General features: G+C 71.4%; 15 protein-coding genes, 1 tRNA gene and 1 pseudogene. 10 read left to right on the forward strand and 7 right to left on the reverse strand.

Annotated features, from left to right (window positions below):
* Nucleotides 1-230: 230 nt before the first annotated feature.
* Nucleotides 231-1,736: an ATP-binding protein gene (locus MA879_RS10965; RefSeq protein WP_248126351.1), complete on the reverse strand. Its 1,506-nt coding sequence runs from the start codon at nt 1,734-1,736 to the stop codon at nt 231-233.
* A gap of 113 nt (nt 1,737-1,849) precedes the next feature.
* Between MA879_RS10965 and MA879_RS10970 the strand changes: the two genes are divergently transcribed.
* Complete coding sequence (locus MA879_RS10970) at nt 1,850-2,044, forward strand: hypothetical protein (protein ID WP_248126353.1); 195 nt, start codon at nt 1,850-1,852, stop codon at nt 2,042-2,044.
* A 246-nt stretch (nt 2,045-2,290) separates the two neighbouring features.
* Here the strand turns inward: MA879_RS10970 and MA879_RS10975 are convergent.
* A tRNA-Leu gene (locus MA879_RS10975) sits at nt 2,291-2,377 on the reverse strand.
* 207 nt (nt 2,378-2,584) lie between these two features.
* On the opposite strand from MA879_RS10975, the gene MA879_RS10980 reads away from it, so the two are divergent.
* The 7 genes from MA879_RS10980 to MA879_RS11010 are packed head-to-tail and all read left to right on the forward strand — an operon-like array spanning nt 2,585 to nt 12,869.
* A complete protein-coding gene (locus tag MA879_RS10980) occupies nt 2,585-3,382 on the forward strand; it encodes an FhaA domain-containing protein (RefSeq protein WP_248126355.1) in 798 nt (265 codons plus the stop codon).
* Complete coding sequence (locus tag MA879_RS10985) at nt 3,379-3,927, forward strand: FHA domain-containing protein FhaB/FipA (protein ID WP_248126358.1); 549 nt, start codon at nt 3,379-3,381, stop codon at nt 3,925-3,927. The genes MA879_RS10980 and MA879_RS10985 overlap by 4 nt, the downstream gene beginning before the upstream one ends.
* 6 nt (nt 3,928-3,933) lie before the next feature.
* Nucleotides 3,934-5,511 carry a PP2C family protein-serine/threonine phosphatase gene (locus MA879_RS10990; protein WP_248126361.1) on the forward strand — a complete coding sequence of 526 codons (1,578 nt, stop codon included), beginning with the start codon at nt 3,934-3,936 and terminating at the stop codon, nt 5,509-5,511.
* On the forward strand, nt 5,508-6,941 hold the full coding sequence (locus MA879_RS10995) for an FtsW/RodA/SpoVE family cell cycle protein (protein ID WP_248126364.1): 1,434 nt from the start codon (nt 5,508-5,510) through the stop codon (nt 6,939-6,941). Before MA879_RS10990 ends, MA879_RS10995 begins: the two co-directional genes overlap by 4 nt.
* Nucleotides 6,938-8,383, forward strand: coding sequence for a peptidoglycan D,D-transpeptidase FtsI family protein (locus tag MA879_RS11000; RefSeq protein ID WP_248126367.1), 1,446 nt, complete (start codon nt 6,938-6,940; stop codon nt 8,381-8,383). Before MA879_RS10995 ends, MA879_RS11000 begins: the two co-directional genes overlap by 4 nt.
* On the forward strand, nt 8,380-10,467 hold the full coding sequence (locus tag MA879_RS11005; protein WP_248126370.1) for a protein kinase domain-containing protein: 2,088 nt from the start codon (nt 8,380-8,382) through the stop codon (nt 10,465-10,467). The genes MA879_RS11000 and MA879_RS11005 overlap by 4 nt, the downstream gene beginning before the upstream one ends.
* 23 nt (nt 10,468-10,490) lie before the next feature.
* Nucleotides 10,491-12,869, forward strand: a complete 2,379-nt coding sequence (locus tag MA879_RS11010; RefSeq protein WP_248126373.1) for a protein kinase domain-containing protein — start codon at nt 10,491-10,493, stop codon at nt 12,867-12,869.
* 7 nt (nt 12,870-12,876) lie between these two features.
* Here MA879_RS11010 and MA879_RS11015 read toward each other — a convergent pair whose 3' ends face one another.
* Nucleotides 12,877-13,551, reverse strand: coding sequence for an anthranilate synthase component II (locus MA879_RS11015; RefSeq protein WP_248126376.1), 675 nt, complete (start codon nt 13,549-13,551; stop codon nt 12,877-12,879).
* A 185-nt stretch (nt 13,552-13,736) separates the two neighbouring features.
* Here MA879_RS11015 and MA879_RS11020 point away from each other — a divergent pair, with 185 nt between their 5' ends.
* On the forward strand, nt 13,737-14,054 hold the full coding sequence (locus MA879_RS11020) for a cell division protein CrgA (protein ID WP_248126378.1): 318 nt from the start codon (nt 13,737-13,739) through the stop codon (nt 14,052-14,054).
* Between the two features lie 153 nt (nt 14,055-14,207).
* Here MA879_RS11020 and MA879_RS11025 read toward each other — a convergent pair whose 3' ends face one another.
* On the reverse strand, nt 14,208-15,116 hold the full coding sequence (locus MA879_RS11025) for a rhomboid family intramembrane serine protease (RefSeq protein WP_248126380.1): 909 nt from the start codon (nt 15,114-15,116) through the stop codon (nt 14,208-14,210).
* A 98-nt stretch (nt 15,117-15,214) separates the two neighbouring features.
* Nucleotides 15,215-15,745, reverse strand: coding sequence for a peptidylprolyl isomerase (locus tag MA879_RS11030; protein WP_248126381.1), 531 nt, complete (start codon nt 15,743-15,745; stop codon nt 15,215-15,217).
* 160 nt (nt 15,746-15,905) lie between these two features.
* On the opposite strand from MA879_RS11030, the gene MA879_RS11035 reads away from it, so the two are divergent.
* A complete protein-coding gene (locus MA879_RS11035) occupies nt 15,906-17,108 on the forward strand; it encodes a hypothetical protein (protein ID WP_248126382.1) in 1,203 nt (400 codons plus the stop codon).
* A 289-nt stretch (nt 17,109-17,397) separates the two neighbouring features.
* Here MA879_RS11035 and MA879_RS11040 read toward each other — a convergent pair whose 3' ends face one another.
* Together MA879_RS11040 and MA879_RS11045 are read right to left on the reverse strand one after the other, a co-directional pair.
* Nucleotides 17,398-18,303 (reverse strand): DUF1963 domain-containing protein, encoded by a 906-nt coding sequence (locus MA879_RS11040; RefSeq protein WP_335342055.1) that lies wholly within the window; start codon nt 18,301-18,303, stop codon nt 17,398-17,400.
* A 181-nt stretch (nt 18,304-18,484) separates the two neighbouring features.
* Nucleotides 18,485-19,683: pseudogene (locus tag MA879_RS11045) on the reverse strand (IS3 family transposase).
* Nucleotides 19,684-19,858 lie beyond the last annotated feature (175 nt).

The following is a 19,858-nucleotide window of genomic DNA, read 5'->3' on the forward strand; positions in this document are numbered from 1 at the left end:
CCACNNNGGGCCAGGTTCGTTACCTCGCAACTCCCACGTAGGCCCCCCGGCCCCACCACCGGGGGCCAGGTTCGTTACCTCGCAACTCCCACGTAGGCCCCCCGGCCCCACCACCGGGGGCCAGGTTCGTTACCTCGCAACTCCCACGTAGGCCCCCCGGCCCCACCACCGGGGGCCAGGTTCGTTACCTCACAACTCCCAGCCGCTCCCGGCGCCACCGCGGATCAATCTCACTCGTTAAGCGACTCAGAAACAGCACTTCCCTGCGCCCCCGCCCAAAATGGAACATACCGCAGCGACTTGACGCCAACCGTTGGGTCATAGGCAACAATTGCTCCCTCATCGAGGGAGTCTCGGATAATTTTTGAGGCCTGTGGCGACTGATTTTTGTTCATTCCAAACCTTTGTCGCACAGATTCATTGTTAGTAGGCTTATTGCTCACATAGTTTAGGCATGCATGCTGATAGGTTGCACGAATCTTCTCCATCTTATCCATATCCCTGAGGGGCTTGGGCGCAAACAGTACTACCTTCGTCGTTTTATTGTCTACCGACACCTCCGGGGAAGGCAGCTGGTGAAACTCCACTTCAAAGGCAACCTTATCCCAACCGCTCCCTCTTTCCTCGCAAAAGCCATGAAGTCGCATTGCGCGTGCCAAACGTTCATTTCTAGACCTAGGCGCCCCGTCAATGAACCGCATTGGGTCGAGCAGTGGAATTCCAGGATTAGATATTTCAATTCGATCGTCGAATATTTCCACCATTGGCCCCTGGCCCACCGCCGAAAGGTCCTGATGGATGACAGCGTTAGCCACCAGCTCCCGAATCGCGAGCATGGGGAATAAATGGCCATCCATTCTTAGACCATTCTTTTCAATCACCTCGCTAGCGGGCAGCAGAGCGCTAATGTATTCTAAAACCTCGAGAAAGGAAACCGCATACCCTCCTCGAAACTCTTTTTCTTGCCTAGCTCGAACCCTGGAGGTGCCCTCATATTGAATGACGCGAATGGACTTCCGCTCCAGTCGTCCAAAATCACTCAATCTCTTGGCGTAGAGTAACGATCCAAAATTGGTGATTTGCCACTGATCGTCCATGGAACTCTTAACTACACCGGCAGACACCAGACCATCTCTGACTGCCTCGTGATTTTGAGGACGCGATACGCGTTCAAGTTCATAGTACGCATCCAGATCTATCAAACTCATGGCGGTGGAGAAATTCAAATTCGACTTGGCTGTACGCACTTCAAATGCGGTGTACTCCAGCGAACGCCAAAGTCGCTGTTCTATTTCGGGATGCTTCCCTAAGGGCTTGGTGTGTGGTCCAACGCGAATGTACTCTTTGCCCCTGAAATTAGTGGGTGCTTGCCTCGCCGCGTCGATCCTCACCGCGAACAGGGAAAAACCATGCAGAGTACCTGGCCCCCACTCGATAAACACCGACGGAGATATAAGTTGAGTTAGCCAAATTCTCAGATCCTGATTTCCGACCTTTTTGTTGTCAAGATTGACGACCGTACCGACAGGCTCAAGCGTTCCGTCGTGCACACCAAAAACTAAATATCCGGCCTCTTGGCCCTCCAGGGCGGCAGAATTTGAGAGTGAAGAAATGTATTCACCGATCTTCTCTGGATTGTCGTTATTCTCTTTGAACTCGATCCACGACTTCTCGCTCCCCTCATTCAACAGACGCTCAACAAGTTCCCCGACGCTCTCCGGGTTCGACCAGTCCATGTACCAAATCGTGCCAGACGGCAACGGCGACTGACAGCCCCCGGGCAATGCGGACCAGTCGCCCCACTCGTCCCTGCCGTCGGTTGGCCGCGCAGATCGTCTCCCTGGCTGTGATGGTCGCCGCTACGAACACCCGGAAGATCATCGCCTGGCTCCACGAGCAGGTCGGCGTCACGCCGCTGTCCTCGGCGCCGGTCAAGCGTGCCCGTCGCCGCGAGCGCACGGCCGGGTTCACCCGCGCCGACGAGTTCGGGCCCGCGTACACGCCACCAGGAGGGTTGCCCCCTGAGAGGCGGGAGACCGCCTGACCCCAGAGCCGCCGCCACGGGACAACGTGGACACACCCAGACCCCCGCGGGAGCCTGCCCCAGAGCAGACCCGCGGGGGTCTTTCCATGCCCAGATGAGGCCCGGGAGGCGCCCGGAGCGTCGAAGGTGCCGCCGGGGCGGCCCACCTTGGGCACGAAGAAGCCCCCGGGAGTCTCACTCGAGGCTCCCGGGGGCTTCACGATTGGAACGTACAAACCGTTCCATGGCCTTCTTACAAACAACCCGTGGTGCGCGAGGGGGGACTTGAACCCCCACGTCCTTTCGAACACTGGCACCTGAAGCCAGCGCGTCTACCTATTCCGCCACTCGCGCGAGCGGCTTCCTCATCCGGCACCGCGGAAACGCGGCACCTGCCGAGGCAGCGAGGAACAGCCTACACAGACCCGCAGCACCCCTGCAAGTCACCCCCGGGCACCGCGCCGGCCGGACCGGCCGGTCGCCCGGTCACCACCCCGCCGCCTCCCCGCCCGGACCCGTACTATCGGACAGACGACCACTCTGGGAGAGGAGCCCGGGTCCGTGGGACTTCTGGACAACCTCGAGCGCGGCCTCGAGAAGGCGGTGCGCTCCGCGTTCGCCGCCGGCGGTGCCCGGGCGGTGCAGCCGGTGGAGATCGCGTCCGCCCTCCGGCAGGAGATGGACGACGAGTCGTTCGCCCTGTCCGAGGGTCACACGGTGGCGCCCAACGACTTCACGGTGCACTTCGCCCCCACGGACTTCGAGCGCGCCCGCACGTGGGGCAGCACCCTGGCCAGCGAGCTGTGCGACGAGGTCATCCGTCACGCCCAGGCCCAGGGGTACTCCCTCCCCGGCTCCGTCCGCGTGGCCTTCCACGCGGACGACGCCGTCCGGCCCGGCCGCATCGACGTCGTCTCCCGCCTCGACGACGGCTCCCGGGCGCCGGCTCCCGCGGCCGCACCGCACCGCACCGCACCCGCGCCCCGCCGCGCGGCGGCCTCCCCCGACGACGCGACCCTCGTGATGCCCCGCGGGGGCGCCCGCTCCCGTCCGGCCGTGCCCGCGCTCGAGTTCGACGGCCGGATGCACCCGATCTCGCTCGAGGACATGGTGGTGGGACGCTCGCCGGAGCAGGCGGACATCGTGGTCTCGGACTCCTCGGCCTCGCGCCGCCACCTGCGCCTCGTGCGGGTGGGTGCGGTGGTCACGCTGATCGACCTCGGCAGCCGCAACGGCGTCGGCGTGAACGGGCGCCGCGTTGACGGCTCCACCGTGCTGCGCCAGGGTGATCGCATCACCGTGGGCCGGACCGAGATGGCCTTCCACGCCGACACCCCCGACGGGAGGACCCCTCAGTGAACGAGCTCGCCGTCGCCGTGCTCCGCCTCGGGCTGCTGCTGGCCCTGTGGGTGCTGATCCTCTCGATCGTCATGTCCCAGGGCCGGGACCTCGTGGTGGGTCGGCGCAACAAGACCCGCCTCGAGCAGGCCCGGCACGACGCCGGCCTGGTCACCGCCGTGCCCGCCGCCGGGGCGCACGCCGCCTCCGCGGACCGTCCGGCGCCCCGTGCCGCCCCGGAGGCGCGCTCCGCGGCGCCCGTGGTGCCCGCCCCACGCCTGCCGCGCACCCTGCGGGTGACCGAGGGACCGCTCACCGGCCGCACCGTGGCCCTCGACGGCCCCGTGCTGCTGGGCCGCGCCGAGGACGCGGACCTGGTCCTCGAGGACGACTACGCCTCCGGTCGTCACGCCCGCCTGTTCCCGCAGGGCACCCGCTGGTTCCTCGAGGACCTGGGCTCCACGAACGGCACCTACGTGGACGGCGACCCTGTCACCCGCGCCCTCCCGCTGGGCCCGGGCTCCACCCTCCGCATCGGCAAGACCGTCATGGTCCTCGAGGACTGACCCCGCATGCCCCTCGTCCTCCGCTACGCCGCGCGCTCCGACGTGGGCCGCGTGCGCGCCAAGAACGACGACTCCGCGTACGTGGGCCGTCACCTGGCCGTGCTCGCCGACGGCATGGGCGGGCACGTGGGCGGCGACGTCGCGAGTGCCTCCACCGTGCTGGACCTGGCTCCCCTGGACGACGTGGGCTACGAGGACCCGGCCACCGTGCTGCCGGACGAGATCCAGAACGCGAACCTGGTGCTCAACGAGCTGGTGCACGCCAACCCCAAGCTGGCCGGCATGGGCACGACGTGCACGGCCGCCCTGCTCGCCGGGACCACGCTGCACATGGCGCACATCGGCGACTCCCGTGCGTACCGCCTGAAGGACGGCGTGTTCTCCCAGGTCACCCGGGACCACACGTTCGTGCAGAAGCTCGTGGACGAGGGCCGGCTCTCCCCCGAGGAGGCCCAGCACCACCCCAACAAGAACGTGCTCATGCGGGTGCTCGGGGACGTGGACGCCTCCCCCGAGCTGGACGTGTTCGAGGTCCCCGTGGTTCCCGGCGAACGGTGGCTGCTCTGCTCCGACGGCCTCACGGACGTGGTCCCCGCGCGCCGCATCCAGGAGGTCCTGGCCGGCGCCGGCGCGCTCAACGAGGCCGTGGACACCCTCGTGGACCTCACCCTGGCCGGCGGCGCGCCGGACAACGTGACCATCGTGGTGTTCGAGGTGGCCGAGGGCACCCCCGAGGAGCTCGCCCCTCCGCCCGAGGTGCACCTGTCCGAGGACGCGCTGGCCGCCGCGCGCCCAGCGGAGCGCGGGCCCGTCTCCGGCCGCCTCCTGCGCGAGGACCTGGCCGCCCGCCCCCACGTACTCGTGGGCGCCGCGAACTCCGCCGTGCGCACGGACCGGATCCCCGTGGTCACCCGCGGCGCCACCCTCCGCCGTTCCTCCACCCTGCTCGGGGAGAGCCCCGTGCCGGAGAACCGGCCCCGCCGGACCGCCGCCCTCCTCACGGCCGGCCCCGCCGCCGAGGGCGTCTCCGCCCCCGTGTCCCCGGCGGCCCCCGCTCCCACGGCCGCGGACGACGCCGGCCCGGGCGGCACGTCCGTGGCCGCCCCGATCGCTCCGGGCTCGGGAGCGGAGGAGCGGCCTCCCGCGGAGGGGCGCAAAGCCGGCGTCGAGCCGGCGCCGGGGGGATCCGCCGCGGGCGACGCCGGCGCCGGGCGGGGGCGCCGTCGTCGTGACCGCCCCGTGGAGTACCGCCGCGGCTGGTTCATCCCCGTGTTCACGGCGCTGCTGGCCCTGATCCTGGGGGCCGTGCTGCTGTGGGGCTACCTGTGGACCCAGACCCAGTACTACGTGGGCGAGGACCAGGGCCGGGTGGCGGTGTTCAAGGGCGTCCCACAGACCCTCGGGCCGGTGGAGCTGTCCCGGGTGGACCGGACCACTGACGTCCCCCTGGAGCGTCTGCCCGCCTACGCGCAGGACCGCGTCCGGCAGGGCATGCCCGCCCGGGACCTCGGCCACGCGGACCAGATCGTCGGCGAGCTGCAGGAGACCGCAGGCGCGCCCGTGGACGGGGGTGGGACGCCATGACCGAGGTGATCTCCCCGCCCCGTCCCCGTCGCACCACCGAGCTGCTGCTGCTGGTGGCGGCGGTCGCCGTCGCCCTCGGCGCGGACCTGCTCGGCGTGCTCTCCACCTCCGGCACCGTGGGCGAGTCCGCCTGGGTACCGATCACGGTGCTCGGCGCCGCCGGCCTCGTGCTCCACGTGGTGCTGCGCCTGCGCGCGCGGTACGCCGACCCCTTCATCCTGCCGATCGCGATCCTGCTCAACGGGCTCGGCCTGGCGGTGATCCACCGGCTCAGCGCGGACACCGCAGCCGCCCGGCCGACCCCCCAGCTGGTGTGGTCCGTGCTGGCGATCACCGTGGCCACCGCGCTGGTGTTCCTGCTGCGGGACCACCGGCTGCTGCGCCGCTGGCCCTACCTGTTCCTGGCCGCCTCCGGCGTCCTGCTCCTGCTGCCGCTGGTGCCCGGCCTCGGACTCACCGCCAACGGCGCGCGGATCTGGATCGACCTGGGTGTGGGCACCTTCCAGCCCGGCGAGGTCGCCAAGATCACCCTGGCGGTGTTCTTCGCCGGGTACCTCTCCACCAACCGTGACCTGATCCTGCTGGCCGGCCGCCGCGTGGGCCCGGTGTCCTTCCCCCGGATGCAGGACCTCGGACCCCTGGTGGTGGCGTGGCTCGTGGCCCTGGGCGTGCTCGTGTTCCAGCGGGACCTGGGCTCGGCCCTGCTGTTCTTCGGCATGTTCATGGCCATGCTGTACATCGCCACCTCGCGGGCATCGTGGATCCTGCTGGGCCTGGCGCTCGTGGGTGTCGGGGCGGCGGTGGCGTTCCTGTTCCTGCCGCACGTGACCGCGCGCTTCCAGATCTGGCTGAACGCCTTCGACTCCGAGGTCTACAACCGCGACTTCGGCGGCTCCTACCAGGTGGTGCAGGGCCTGTTCGCGATGGCCTCCGGCGGCCTGCTGGGCACCGGCCTGGGCGCCGGCAACCCCACGCAGGTGCCCCTCGCGTTCTCGGACATGATCCTCGCCGCGATCGGCGAGGAGCTCGGGTTCGTCGGCCTGTCCGCCGTGCTGGTGCTGTACCTGCTCCTGGTGACCCGCATGGTGCGGGCCGCCCTCGGCGTGCGGGACGCGTTCGGCAAGGTGCTGGCCGCCGGGCTGGCGTTCACCATGGCCTGGCAGATCTTCGTGGTGATGGGCGGCGTGACCCTGGTGCTGCCGCTCACGGGCCTGACCACGCCGTTCCTCGCCGCCGGCGGCTCCTCGCTGCTGGCCAACTGGATCATCCTGGCGCTCGTGCTGCGGGTCTCCCACGCCGCGCGCCGGCCCGCGGTGGTGGACGGCATGGTCAACGCCTCCGGCCCCGGCGCCGGCCTGCTCGACCCGGGGGCCGAGCTCCCCCTGACCGGACCCCGCCCCCGGGCGACGACGAGAGGTGAGGCCCGGTGAACGAGGCGATCCGACGCACGTGGCTCGTGATGGTGGGCATGTTCCTGGTGCTGGCCGTGGCGGCCTCGGTGATCCAGGTGGTGGCGGCCGAGCCCCTGAAGGACCACCGGCTGAACAGCCGGCAGATGGTCCTGGAGTTCGGGGCGCCGCGCGGCCCGATCCTCGCGGAGGGCGAGCCCATCGCCGAGTCCGTGGAGTCCGGCGACGCGTACACGTACCAGCGGGTCTACCACGACTCGCCCCTGTGGGCCCCGCTGACGGGCTACTACTCGCTCGTCTACACCACCGACGGCCTGGAGAAGGCCCTGGACGACCAGCTCGCGGGCACCTCCAGCTCCCAGTTCCTGGACCGCGCGGTGCAGATCGTCACCGGCGCCACCCCCGAGGGCGACCAGGTGGAGCTCACCCTGGACCGGGCGCTCCAGGAGCTGGCGTACAACGCGATCCCCGACGGCACGAAGGGCTCCGTGGTGGTCGCCGAACCCGCCACCGGGCGGATCCTGGCGATGGCCTCCAAGCCGAGCTTCGACGCGAACGCCCTCTCCTCCCACAGCCGGACCGAGGCGGTGCGGGCCATGAACGAGTACGTCTCCACCCCCGGGCTCGACGTGCAGCGCAACCGTGCCGCGGAGCAACGTGTCTCCCCCGGCTCCACGTTCAAGCTGGTGGACCTCGTGGCGATGCTCGAGTCCGGCGACTACGCCCCGGACCAGGTCCTCGAGGTCCCCGAGACATGGACGCTGCCCGGGACCACGGCGCAGATGTCCAACTTCGCCGGCGGTCCGTGCAACGACGTCGGCTCTGCCACCCTGACCTGGATCCTGGCGCACTCGTGCAACACGCCGTTCGCGCAGGCGGCGGTGGAGCTGGGCCAGGACCGGATCCGGGAGACCGCCGAGCGGTTCGGCTTCAACGACTCCGGGGAGATCCCCCTGCCCGTCACCGAGTCCGTGTTCCCCGAGGACCTGGACGACGCCGCTCTCGCCCAGTCCGCGATCGGCCAGCGGGACGTGCAGGCCACGGCGCTGCAGATGACCATGGTGACCATGGGCATCGCGAACGGCGGCGTGGTCATGGAGCCGGAGATGGTGGAGACGGTGCGGCGTCCGGATCTGACGGTGGTCTCCGAGTTCGCCCCCCGCGAGCGCGGCCGCGCGATGGACGAGGACGTGGCGGAGCAGATCGCGGGGATGATGGAGGCCACGGTCCAGGAGGGCACGGCCTCCGCGGCCCGGTCCGACGCCCTGCGGATCGCGGCGAAGACCGGCACGGCGGAGAAGGACGGCTCGGAGAACGTGAACACGTGGGTCACCGGGTTCGCCCCCGTGGAGGACCCGCAGGTGGCCGTCACGGTGGTCTACGAGGATCAGAACGAGGATTCCGCCCATTCGACGGCGGTGGAGAGCATGCAGAGGATCATGGAAGCGGTGGTGGTGGAATGAGGCCGACGTCGGGCATCACCCTGGGCGGCAGGTACCAGCTGACCGATCGCATCGCGATCGGCGGCATGGGCGAGGTCTGGAAGGCGCGGGACAAGGTCCTGGGTCGGATGACCGCCGTGAAGATCCTGAAGGAGGAGTACACGGGCGACCCCAACTTCCTCCGCCGGTTCCGCGCCGAGGCGCAGCACACGGCGCTGCTGAACCATCCCGGCGTCGCGAACGTGTACGACTACGGCGAAGAGGAGGGCTCCGCGTACCTGGTGATGGAGCTGGTCCCGGGCCAGCCCCTGTCCGCGATCCTCGAGAAGGACTCGACGCTCTCCACGGACCGCACGCTCAGCATCATCCGGCAGACCGCGGCCGCGCTCTCCGCCGCGCACGCCCAGGGCCTGGTGCACCGGGACGTCAAGCCCGGCAACCTGATGATCACCCCCAGCGGCCGGGTGAAGGTCACGGACTTCGGCATCGCCCGCCTCGCGGACCAGGTCCCGCTCACCGCCACGGGCCAGGTCATGGGCACGGCCCAGTACCTGGCGCCCGAGCAGGCCACGGGGCAACAGGCCACGGGCGCCTCGGACATCTACTCGCTGGGCATCATCGGCTACGAGGCCCTCGCGGGTCACCGCCCGTTCACCGGCGAGTCCCAGATCGCGATCGCGCTCGCCCAGGTCAACGACACGCCGCCGGCCCTGCCGGAGACCGTGCCGGCGCCCGTGCGCGCGCTGATCATGTGCATGCTCTCGAAGGACCCGCGGGAGCGCCCGGCGGACGCCACCGTGCTCTCCGAGGCGGCCGAAGCACTGCGCCGCAAGGACGTGGAGGGCGCCGTCGACGCCGTCCCGGGGCTCACGGCGTTCCTCGCCGCCGAGGGCATGGACGTCCCCGGCGACGCGGAGACCGCGGCGCTGGATGCCGCGCCGGCCCCCGGGACGGGGCAGGACGGGGCGGCCACCGCCCCGCTCACCCGCACCGTGGACCGGACCCCCAGCACCGCGACCCTGCCCGTGCTGGGCGCCGCGGGGGCGGCGGCGGGCACCGGCCCGGCCGGCGCCGACGCAGCGGGGTCCACGGACGTGTCCGCCACCCGTGACCCGCACGCGGCCGAGCCCGCCCCCACCACCCGTCCGACCCCGACCGCGCCCACCGGGTCCGCCGGAGCCGGGGCCTCCGTGCCCCGCACCGCACGTCCGGGCCGGCGCAACCGGTGGCCCCTGTTCGCCCTGCTGGCGCTGCTGGCGTTCGCCGTGCTCGGCTCGCTGCTCTGGCCGGCCCTCACGGGTGGCCGGGCGGGTGCCGGAGTGGCCTCGACCACCTCCGCGGCGATCTCGATCCGGGCCGAGGACTACGAGGGCCGGCCCGTGGCAGACGTGCGCCGGGAGCTGGAGGGCCTCGGCCTGAGCGTCCAGGAGACCGAGCGGGACGCCCGCGCCGCGGAGGGCACCGTGGTGGACGTGAACCCCGTGGGCGGGCTCGAGCGCGGGGACGCCGTCACCCTGGCCGTCTCCACCGGGGCGGGCACCGTCCCGCAGGACCTGGTGGGCCAGCCCGTGGACACCGTCACCCCGATGCTGCGCACGCTCGGGTTCTCCGTGGACCGTGTGGACGACCCCGCGGCGGACGGCGCGGCAGGCCAGGTGGTGCGGGTGGTGCCCGGCGAGGGCGAGCGTCACCGGTTCGACACCCCGGTCCAGGTGATCGTCGCCGGCGGTGCCTCCGACGGGCAGGACGCGCCGTCCGCGCCCGCCCCGAGCGGGACCCGGGAGCCCGCGCCGGACCCGGCTCCCAGCGCAGAGCCGCCCCCCGGCACACCCGACGACGGCGACGGCGCCCAGACCTCCGCCCCCGCGCCCGGCCCGGCACCCACTGAGGAGCAGGGCCCGACCGCCCCGACAGACGACCCCTCGGCTCCCACCGGGGAGCCGGGCACCGAGCCCTCGACCGATCCGGCTCCGACCGCCGAGTCCCCCTCCGTCCAGCCCTCCCCCGAACCCACCACCGAGCCGACCACCGAGCCGACCGCGGACCCCACGAGCACCGAGGCCACGGGACCCGACGAGGATCCCGCCCCGGCGCCCGCCGGCTGACGGGCCCGCCCCGGAGACCCCCCGTGTCCCAGCCGCGCATCCTCCACGAGCGGTACCGCGTCGACGAACTGCTCGGCCGCGGTGGGATGGCCGACGTCTTCCGCGGCCACGACCTGCGGCTGAACCGGACCGTCGCGGTGAAGATGATGCGCCCCGACCTGGCCCGGGACCCCGCCTTCCAGGCACGGTTCCGGCAGGAGGCCCGCCATGCGGCCTCGCTCAACCACCCGTGCGTGGTGTCGGTGTACGACACGGGGGCCGCGCTCCTGGACGACGGGCTGCACCCTGTGGAGTGCCCCTACCTGGTCATGGAGCACGTGGACGGCCACACCCTCCGGGAACGCCTGCAGGAGGGCGAGGTCATCTGGCGTGAGGCGGTGCGGTGGACCTCGGGCCTGCTCGAGGCGCTGGCTCACGCACACGCGCAGGGCGTGGTCCACCGGGACGTGAAGCCGGCCAACGTGATGGTCTCCCAGTCCGGAGCCGTCAAGGTGATGGACTTCGGGATCGCCCGGGCGCTGTCGGACACCTCCGCCCACACGGGGCAGACCCAGGCAGTGGTGGGCACGGCCCTGTACCTGCCGCCCGAGCAGGCGCAGGGGGCGCGCATGGACGCCCGCTCGGACCTCTACGCGGCGGGCTGCGTGCTGTTCGAGCTGCTCACCGGGCGGCCGCCGTTCACGGGAGACACGCCCCTGGCCATCGCGTATCAGCATGTGCGGGAGGAGCCCCCCGCCCCGTCCGCGGTGGACCCGTCCCTGCCGGAGGCGTTCGACGCCGTCGTCCTGCGCGCGCTGGAGAAGGACCCCGCCCGCCGTCACCCGGACGCCGCCGCCCTGCTCGCCGACCTGGAGGCGGCCGCGGCACGCGCCGAGGACGCCCGGGCCGGGGAGGCACGGACGCAGGCCCTCCCCGCCGCGCCGGACGTCGACGGCGGGTCCCCCGTCCCATCCACGGGTGCCTTCCCCGTCCCATCCACGGGTGCCTCCCCCGCCCCGACGGCGGTCACGGCGGACGGGGAGCCGGCCTCGGAGCACCACGCAGCGGACGGGGAGCCGGCCTCGGAGCACCACGCGGTGGCCGGGTCGGGCGTGCCCGGGGCCCCGTCCGCCTCGCAGCTGGCCGCGGCGGCCACCGTGGGCGCCGCGGGGCCGCCGACCGGCGCGATCCCCCTCGGGCCCACGGGCAAGCCCACCGGGGCCGTGCCCGTGGTGGCCGGGTCGACCACGCCCGACGCGCACCCGGGGCCGTCCTGGCCGTGGCTGGCGGCCCTGGCCGTCGCTCTGACGGTAGCCGTGCTGGTGTGGGCCCTCGTCGGCCGTGCGGACACCGTCACCATGCCGGTTCTGGAGGACGCCACGGAGACGCAGGCGGTGTCCCGGCTGACGGGTCTCGGACTCGAGGCCGTGGTCCGGACGGACGCCGGCGCCGTCGGCCCGGCCGGGCGGGTGGTGAGCACGGACCCCACCGCCGGCGCGCGCGTGGCGGAGGGCTCGCGGGTGGCCGTGACGGTCGCGGGAGGAGGCACGCAGGTGCTCCTGCCCTCGCGGCTGCGGGGCATGCCGGAGTCGCAGGTCCGCTCCGAGCTGGAGGGCCTCGGCCTCGAGGTGGCGTCGGTGGAGGACACGCACAGCGCGGACGTGGCCCGCGGCGCGCTCGTGCAGACGGAGCCGACGCTGGGCACCCGGGTGTCCCCCGGCGCGGCCGTGGTGCTCCACGTGTCCGACGGGATCATGCACGTCCCCGACCTCACGGGCATGACCGGGGCGGACGCCCGCCGCACCCTGGAGGTCCTCGCCCCCGAGATGACGCTGCGCTTCCAGAGCGAGGGCGGCTCCGACCCGGAGGCCGGGGTGGTGATCCTCCAGGACCCGCCCGCCGGCTCGGACACGGACAACGACGCCGTGCTCACCCTGATCACGTCGGCGGCGGAGGCCCCCACGGCGGAGGCGGTCACGGTCCCGCCCGCCGGGGACCTCGCGGCGCCGGCGCCGCCGGTCGCCGCCGCGGCCGCCCCGGCCACCCGGCTGCCGGAGGAGGACGATCCGCGCATGTCCACGGTCCTCGGCCCGGTGGCCTCGCCCACCGGACCCCCGCTGCCCGCCGGTGGGGCGGCCTCCTCGGGCGCGGGACGGTCTCCCGTCTCCTCCGACCCCCCGCTGACCTCGTCCGCCGCGGTCCCGACCGGCCCGTCGTCCGCCCCCGCTCCGGTCCCAGCCCCCCTCCCGACGCCGTCCGCCTCCGCTGTGCCCGTGCCGCCGACCTCCGCCCCGACCCCGGTGGCCCCCGGCCCCTCCACCGGCGACCCGTCGCCGTCGTCGGAGCCGACCCCGTCCGCGGACCCCGTGCTCCCGACGACGCCGGTCGAGCCGGTCCCCTCGGACACGGCCCCCACGGACTGAGCGCGCCTCAGCCGGCGCGGCGCACCACGGGGCTCAGCCGGGCCCCGCGCTCGGCGGCCCCGGTGAGGCCGGCGGACTCGAGCCAGTTGCCGAGCATGCGGTGGCCGCCCTCGGTGAGGACGGACTCGGGGTGGAACTGCACTCCCCACAGCGGGGCGGTCCGGTGGGCCAGGCCCATGACCACGCCGTCCTCGGTCTCGGCGGTGATCTCCAGGACCGTCTCGTCCAGGGTGTCCCGCACCGCCGCCAGCGAGTGGTAACGGGTGGCCGTGAACGTCTCCGGCAGCCCGGTGAATGTTGCGTGGCCGTGATGGCGCACGCGGGAGGTCTTGCCGTGCATGAGGGACTCGGCGTGGGTGACGGTGGCCCCGAACGTCTCCGCGATGGCCTGATGGCCCAGGCACACCCCGAACAGCGGCCGCCCGCCGTCCGCGGCGGCGCGGATGAGGTCCAGGGCGATGCCGGCGTCGGCGGGGGCCCCGGGACCCGGGGAGACCAGGACGGCGTCGTGCTCCGCCGCGAGCGCGAGGGCGGCCGGGCCGTCGAGCGCGTCGTTGCGGACCACGGTGGTGCGGGCACCGAGCTCCTCGAGGTAGCCCACGAGGGTGTAGACGAAGCTGTCGTAGTTGTCCACGACGAGCACGGAGACCGTCTCACGGCCCGGCTGCGGCTGGCTGTTCACGACGGCTCTCCTCGCTCCCGCCCCCGGCGGACCGGGGGTGCTTAGACTGGCCGGGGCGCGCCCGGTCCTGGACTGTTCCCTGCAGGGTATCGCGCGGCGCGGACCCCGTCCCGGTGGCGTCCCCGCGCGGCCGGGGACGACGACCCACCCGTGACGCCCGGACCCGGGCAGCTGAGGAGAAGACCGTGGCAGCCACCTCCGGCAAGCGCAAGGACTCGGCCCGCAGGAAGCGGCAGGAGCTCGAGCAGGCCCGCGACCGGGCCCGCGGCAGCGGCGTCTCGGTGACCACGGGGCTCGGCGAAGTGGACACCGGCCCCACGCCCCTGCCCCGCTGGTACAAGGCCGTGATGTTCGGGATGCTGATCCTGGGACTGCTGTGGATCGTCGTCTACTACCTGACCCAGGGCCTGCTCCCGATCCCCCAGCTGGCCGGCGGGAACATCCTCGTGGGCTTCGGGATCGCGCTGGTCGGCTTCCTCATGATGACCCGCTGGAGCGAATGACACTCGCGTGATTCTCCACAGGTGTGGACAGCCCTGTGGATGACGGGCGGCGCCGCCGTGCCCGGACCCGGCGATTGATCCCGGGCCCGTCCACAGGTGTGGACAGAGCCGGGGACGACAGTGCACAGGGGCCTGTGAACGAAGACGGCCGACTCAGCCGGTCAGCGCCGCCATCCCGAGGCGCTCGGCGCCGGAGAGGGTGAGGGCCGCCAGCACGGCGGCCAGCAGCACGAGGCCGGCCGCATGCACCCCCACCGAGGCCCGGCGCCCCGGACGGTCGCCGCGGACGGCAGCGCCGTGCCCCGGCGGGCCGCCCGCAGCCGTGTAGACCGCGCCGATCGCGGCGCCCGTGACCAGGCCGCCCACGTGCACCTGCCAGGAGATGTCCGGCAGCAGGACGGACATCACCAGGTTCAGGCCGATCAGCACCGCGATCGAGCCGACCTGTCCGCCCCGGAACCGGGTGACCAGGAAGAGGGCGGAGAAGAGTCCGTAGACGGCGCCCGAGGCCCCCACCACGGGCTGCAGCGGATCCGCCAGCCACAGGGCGGCCACGGCACCGCCGACGGCGGAGAGCAGGTAGAGCGCCAGGAACCGCCACCGGCCCAGGGCGGGCTCGAGCACCCGCCCGATCAGCCACAGCGCCACCATGTTCAACGCGAGGTGGGTGGGCCCGGAGGTGTCGTGCACGAACGCGTACGTGAGCATGCGCCACGGCTCGAGGCCCAGCGGCGACGTGTAGGCCCCGGCGTACCACAGCGACTCGGTGACCCCCGTCCGGGAGCCCCGGGTGGCCCACTGGGCCGCGTAGGCGGCCACGGTGAGCACCAGCAGCGTCCACGTGACGGGCATCGCCCGGGCCGGGGCCGCCAGGCCGCCCCGCGGAGGGGCGGGACGCTGCGCGGCGGAGACGGGCGCCGTCGTCGTGGTCTGGGCGAGGGCGGCTCCGCCCGGGCCGCCGTCCTGCGCGCGGGCGGCGCACTCGGGGCAGAGCGTGGCGCCGGCGGCGCCGGACCGCTGGCACTCGAGGCATGCGGGGCTCCCGCACGCGGAGCACCGCACATACGCCGCACGGCCCGGATGCCGCGGGCACACCGGGGGTGTGCTGTGCGCGGCGTCCGGACCGTGCGGGTCAGACGGGGTGAGGCTCACCGGGGCTCTCAGGCCTCGGTGATCTCGATGGACTCGATGACGACGTCCTCGAGCGGGCGGTCACGGGGATCGGTGGCGACGGCGTTGAGCTCGTCCACGACCTTCTGGGAGGCCTCGTCCTTCACCTCGCCGAAGATGGTGTGCTTGCCGTTGAGCCAGCCGGTGGGCACGGAGGTGATGAAGAACTGGGAGCCGTTGGTGCCGGGGCCGGCGTTGGCCATGGCCAGCAGGTAGGGACGGTCGAACTGCAGCTCGGGGTGGATCTCGTCGCCGAACTGGTAGCCGGGGCCGCCGATGCCCATGCCGAGCGGGTCGCCGCCCTGGATCATGAAGTCCTTGATGATGCGGTGGAACACGGTGCCGGAGTACAGCGGGGCGCCGTTGTTCTTCTCACCGGTCTGCGGGTGGGTCCACTCCTGCTCGCCGGTGGCCAGGCCCACGAAGTTCTTCACAGTCTTCGGGGCGTGGTGGCCGAACAGCTCGACGACGATGTCGCCGTGGTTCGTGTGGATGGTCGCGGTGTGCGTTGCGTTGGTCATGCGCCCCATTGTTCCATCCGATCCCCCGGCGTGCCCCGGTCCGGCGCCCCGTGGCGGGACGACGTCGGCCCGGACCGTGCCGGATCCTGCGCGCCGCACTACCCTGGGGAGAGAGAGGACGCACCGTCCGACAGAACATCACGAGGAGACCGGAGGCACCATGGCCCGCAAGACCCTGAGCACCGAGATCGAGCACGACGGCGCGGCGGACACGTTCTTCGCCCGCCAGGCCGAGGCCCTGCGCCACTGGGCCGCCCCCCAGCTGGAGAACGCCCGTGCGTGGGGCGAGGTCAGCGCCGCGTACGGCACCGTCGGCGGCAAGGTCGCCGCCGCCGAGGGCCGCCGACTGGCCCAGGACGAGGTCGCCCCGCGCGTCAAGGACACCTCGGCCCGCGTGAGCACCGCCGTGCAGGAGCGCTATGAGAAGGCCGCCCCGGCCGTCGCCGGCGGCCTCGGCGCCCTCGGCGCGACCCTGGCCGACGTGCTGGCCTCCGCCCAGGACACCGCCCAGACCGTGGGCCAGGACGTCCAGGAGAAGGCCGCCGCCATCAAGAAGGACGCGGAGAAGAAGGCCGCGCAGGCCCGCAAGGACGCCGCCAAGGGCGCGAAGAAGGCCCGCAAGCAGAAGGCCAAGAAGGCCGCCGCCGTGAAGAAGGACGTCCGCGGCGCGAAGAAGCATGGGGCCAAGAAGGCGGAGGGCGCCCAGGCGCTGTTCGCCGCGAAGGCCACCGGTGCCAAGAACGCGGCCGCCTCCGGCGGTCTGACGGCCGCGGGCCTGCTGGCCACCGCCGTCGCCGCGCTGCAGGACCGCTCCCAGGACCTCGCCCCCCAGGTGAAGGACCGCCTGGCCCAGGCCTCGCAGTACGCCCAGGACCGCCGCGCCGAGTACGCCCCGCAGGCCGCCGCCGCGCTGGCCGGCGCGGCGGGCCGCGCCGAGAAGGCCGCCCACGACGTCGAGGTGCCGGCCTCCGTGGAGCAGCTGCTGATCCAGCTCACCGGGGACAAGAACGCGGTGAAGCACCTGCGCAAGAACGCCGAGGGCTACGCCAAGCAGACCCGCAAGGACCTGCAGAAGCAGGCCCGCGCCGAGTCCCGCTCCGGCGGCCGCGGCTGGATCGTGGCCGGCATGGCGGCGGCCGCCGCCGGCGCGGGCCTCGCGATCTGGAAGCTGACCAAGCCCGTCCAGGATCCGTGGACCGCCCCGGTGCCCGGCCCGATCACCGCGAACATCCCGGTGGTGCAGGAGGACGGCCTGGTGAATCCCTACGCCAAGCAGGAGCAGGCCGTGGCCGAGGCCCGTCTGGCCGGCCAGACCGGCCAGGGCCCCACCGTGGTGGTGCAGCAGGGCCCCGGCGCCCGCTGAGCCTGCCGCAGCGCCCCTGAACGGAGCCCCGGCGCCGGTCCCCCGCGGACCGGGCCGGGGCGTCGTCGTCTGCGGGGGGGGGGGTGAGCCCCGGGGCCTTCGCCTCGTGTGGGTAGTTCAGTCAATCCGCTGACCAGGTCGGATGCGGACCCCCGGCGAGGCGTGGGTACACGGTGAGTGGCGAAAAACGTACAGGAGGGCCACGAACCCACAACACGACCTACGCGAGCCGTTGCTATGTTGAGGACCCAGGCCACGTTCGTGCTGCAGCAAGCGGCTCCTGCCGAAGTCAATCCGTGCGGATGATGCACCAGCACTCGCTGAACCGTCGCGCACGCAGATCATCTCGCCGCATCCAGATTTCCAGACTGGAGGCGTCACCGAACCAGCCATTCAAGGTGGTCCACGATTCAATCTCGGCGAGGAGGACGTAATCGTCGCCCTCGGCCGCCAGCGGCAACGCGGCGGGCAAGATCTCCTCTCGTGGCCCCAAGTCCCCGGTGGAGCTATGACCCAGCAAGCGCGTGGAAGGAATGGGGTGCGGCTCCCGCTGGGCAGGGTGGCGCTGCGCCACCCATGCAGAGTCCAGCTCATCGATGGCCGCGTCAGCCGCCGTGAACGTCCCATCCGTCAGCCCGTCGAAATCCAGGGGCGAGGGGATCATCCAGCCTGGATAGAACAATCCGAGCTGAGCCGTTGAACCAGGGGCATTGGAGTCGTCATCGCATTCGACGAGAGGTGGACGGGCCTGACTGGGGTCGTCCGCGTGCCATGTGACCAGCCAACCTCGCGCTTCAACGTCGTCCGGTTCATATCCATAGGTCTCCAGATCATGGAAGACCTGGATGTACCCGTCCTCCGGCAACAATTCCGCGGCTTCGTCAGGCCAGCCGCGCTCCTTCGGATCCCCGAGCGCAGAGTGGGCATCGCCCAGGTGGAAGGTCGCGACGTGAGCCATTGCTGAGCCTGCGGCGCTCCGGGGCCACCCCCCGAGTGAGACGGCCGGCCCGCCCAACCAGCTGATCCGTGCGCCCGTACCCCAAAGATCATCCAAGTCATCGCGGCCCGCGGAGAAAGAATTCTCGCTGAACACTGGACTCTGTCGCGGATGGAAGACCGCCGGGTCCACCCCTGCCTCAACCAACCAAGCCACAGCTGCGCTGCGCATTCCGTGAATCGGTACCGACCCCGCCATGAAGAACTCCGTTCGAACAGCCGCCTGCCCTCGCCGGTGCGCGAGGGCAGGCGGGCAATGAAAATCAGGCAATCAGATGTTCACACCACAGTGGCGAAGAAGTGCAACCCCGATCTGGTGCTGCTTCGTGTAGCCCTGCCTATGAACCCAAGTACGCATTGTCTGAATCGCCCCGGGTTTGTTAGAGGCTCGTAAGTGCCGTCCCGGCAGGCGCCGGCACGGGATTCTCATGATGGTAGACGTCCTCGAACTCGACCGGAGGGACCATCCCGATCTCGCCGTGCACACGCCGATGGTTGAACCAGTCGATGTACTCCGCGACCGCGATCTCCAGGCCCTCGATGGACTTGAATGGCCCCTTGTTCCGGATCAGCTCCGCCTTGAACAGCGAGTTGAACGCCTCCGCGAGGGCATTGTCATACGAGTCCCCCGTCGAGCCGACTGAGGCGACTGCGCCGGCCTGGGCGAGCCGCTGGGTGTATCGCACGGCGACGTACTGGACTCCTTTATCGCTGTGATGCCGTAGCCCGGCCACGTCTTGGCCTGCACGCTGACGCGTCCAGAACGCCATCTCGAGGGCATCCAGGGCCAGGTCCGTGCGCAGCGACTTCGACAGCTGCCAGCCCAGCACCCGTCGGGAGAACACGTCGATGATGAACGCGGCGTACACCCATCCGCTGAAAGTGCGGCAGTAGGTGATGTCTTACGACCCACAGCTGGTTCGGAGCCGCCGCGGTGAAGTCGCGCTGCACCAGGTCCTGACGCTCATCCGGGCCGCGGCCTGGGACCGTGGTCCTCGGGCCCTTCGCGCGGCTGATCCCGCGCAGGCCTGCGGCTCGCATGAGCCGCTCCACCGTGCACCTGGCCACCTGCAGGCCCTCCCGCCGCAGTTGCGCGTGGACCTTTCGGGCCCCGTAGGCCCCGTAGTTGGCCTCGTGCACCCGGCGGATCTCAGCGAGCAGCTGCTCATCGCGCAGACGGCGGGCCGAGACAGGACGTGTCTTCGCCGCGTAATACGTGCTCGGTGCGATCTGCGTGCCTGCTGCGGTCAGTGTGGTGCAGATCGGCTCGACACCGAACTCGTGCTTGTGTTCGTCGATGTAGTCCACGATCAGCGCTGTGGGCGTCTCGAGCATCCGCCGCGAAGAAAGCCGACGCCGAGCGCAGGATCGCGTTCGCCCGCCGTAGTTCACGGTTCTCCTTCTCCAGCTCGGCCACCCGGGCGGCCTCGCTGGTCGTGATCCCGGGGCGGTGGCCGTGGTCGATCTCGGTTTGGCGGACCCAGTTGCGCAGCGTCTCGGGATTGATCCCGAGCTGTTCTCCCACACGGCGGAACGCTCCGGTCCTCGTGGCGGGGTCTTGACGGGCTTCCAGCGTCATCCGCGTGGCGCGTTCGCGGAGCTCGTCGGGGTACTTCCGTGGTGCTGGCGGCGCTTGACCCCTGATCTTGGACACGCTGATTCCAGCACGATGATGGGGAAGCGAGAATCCAAGGGATGGCTAGGAAGAACTACACGGACGAGTTCCGGCAGCGGGCGGTGGACTTGTACGAGTC

Origin of the sequence: Micrococcus lacusdianchii, assembly GCF_023155805.1 — a bacterium.
Taxonomy (GTDB): Bacteria; Actinomycetota; Actinomycetes; order Actinomycetales; family Micrococcaceae; genus Micrococcus; species Micrococcus lacusdianchii.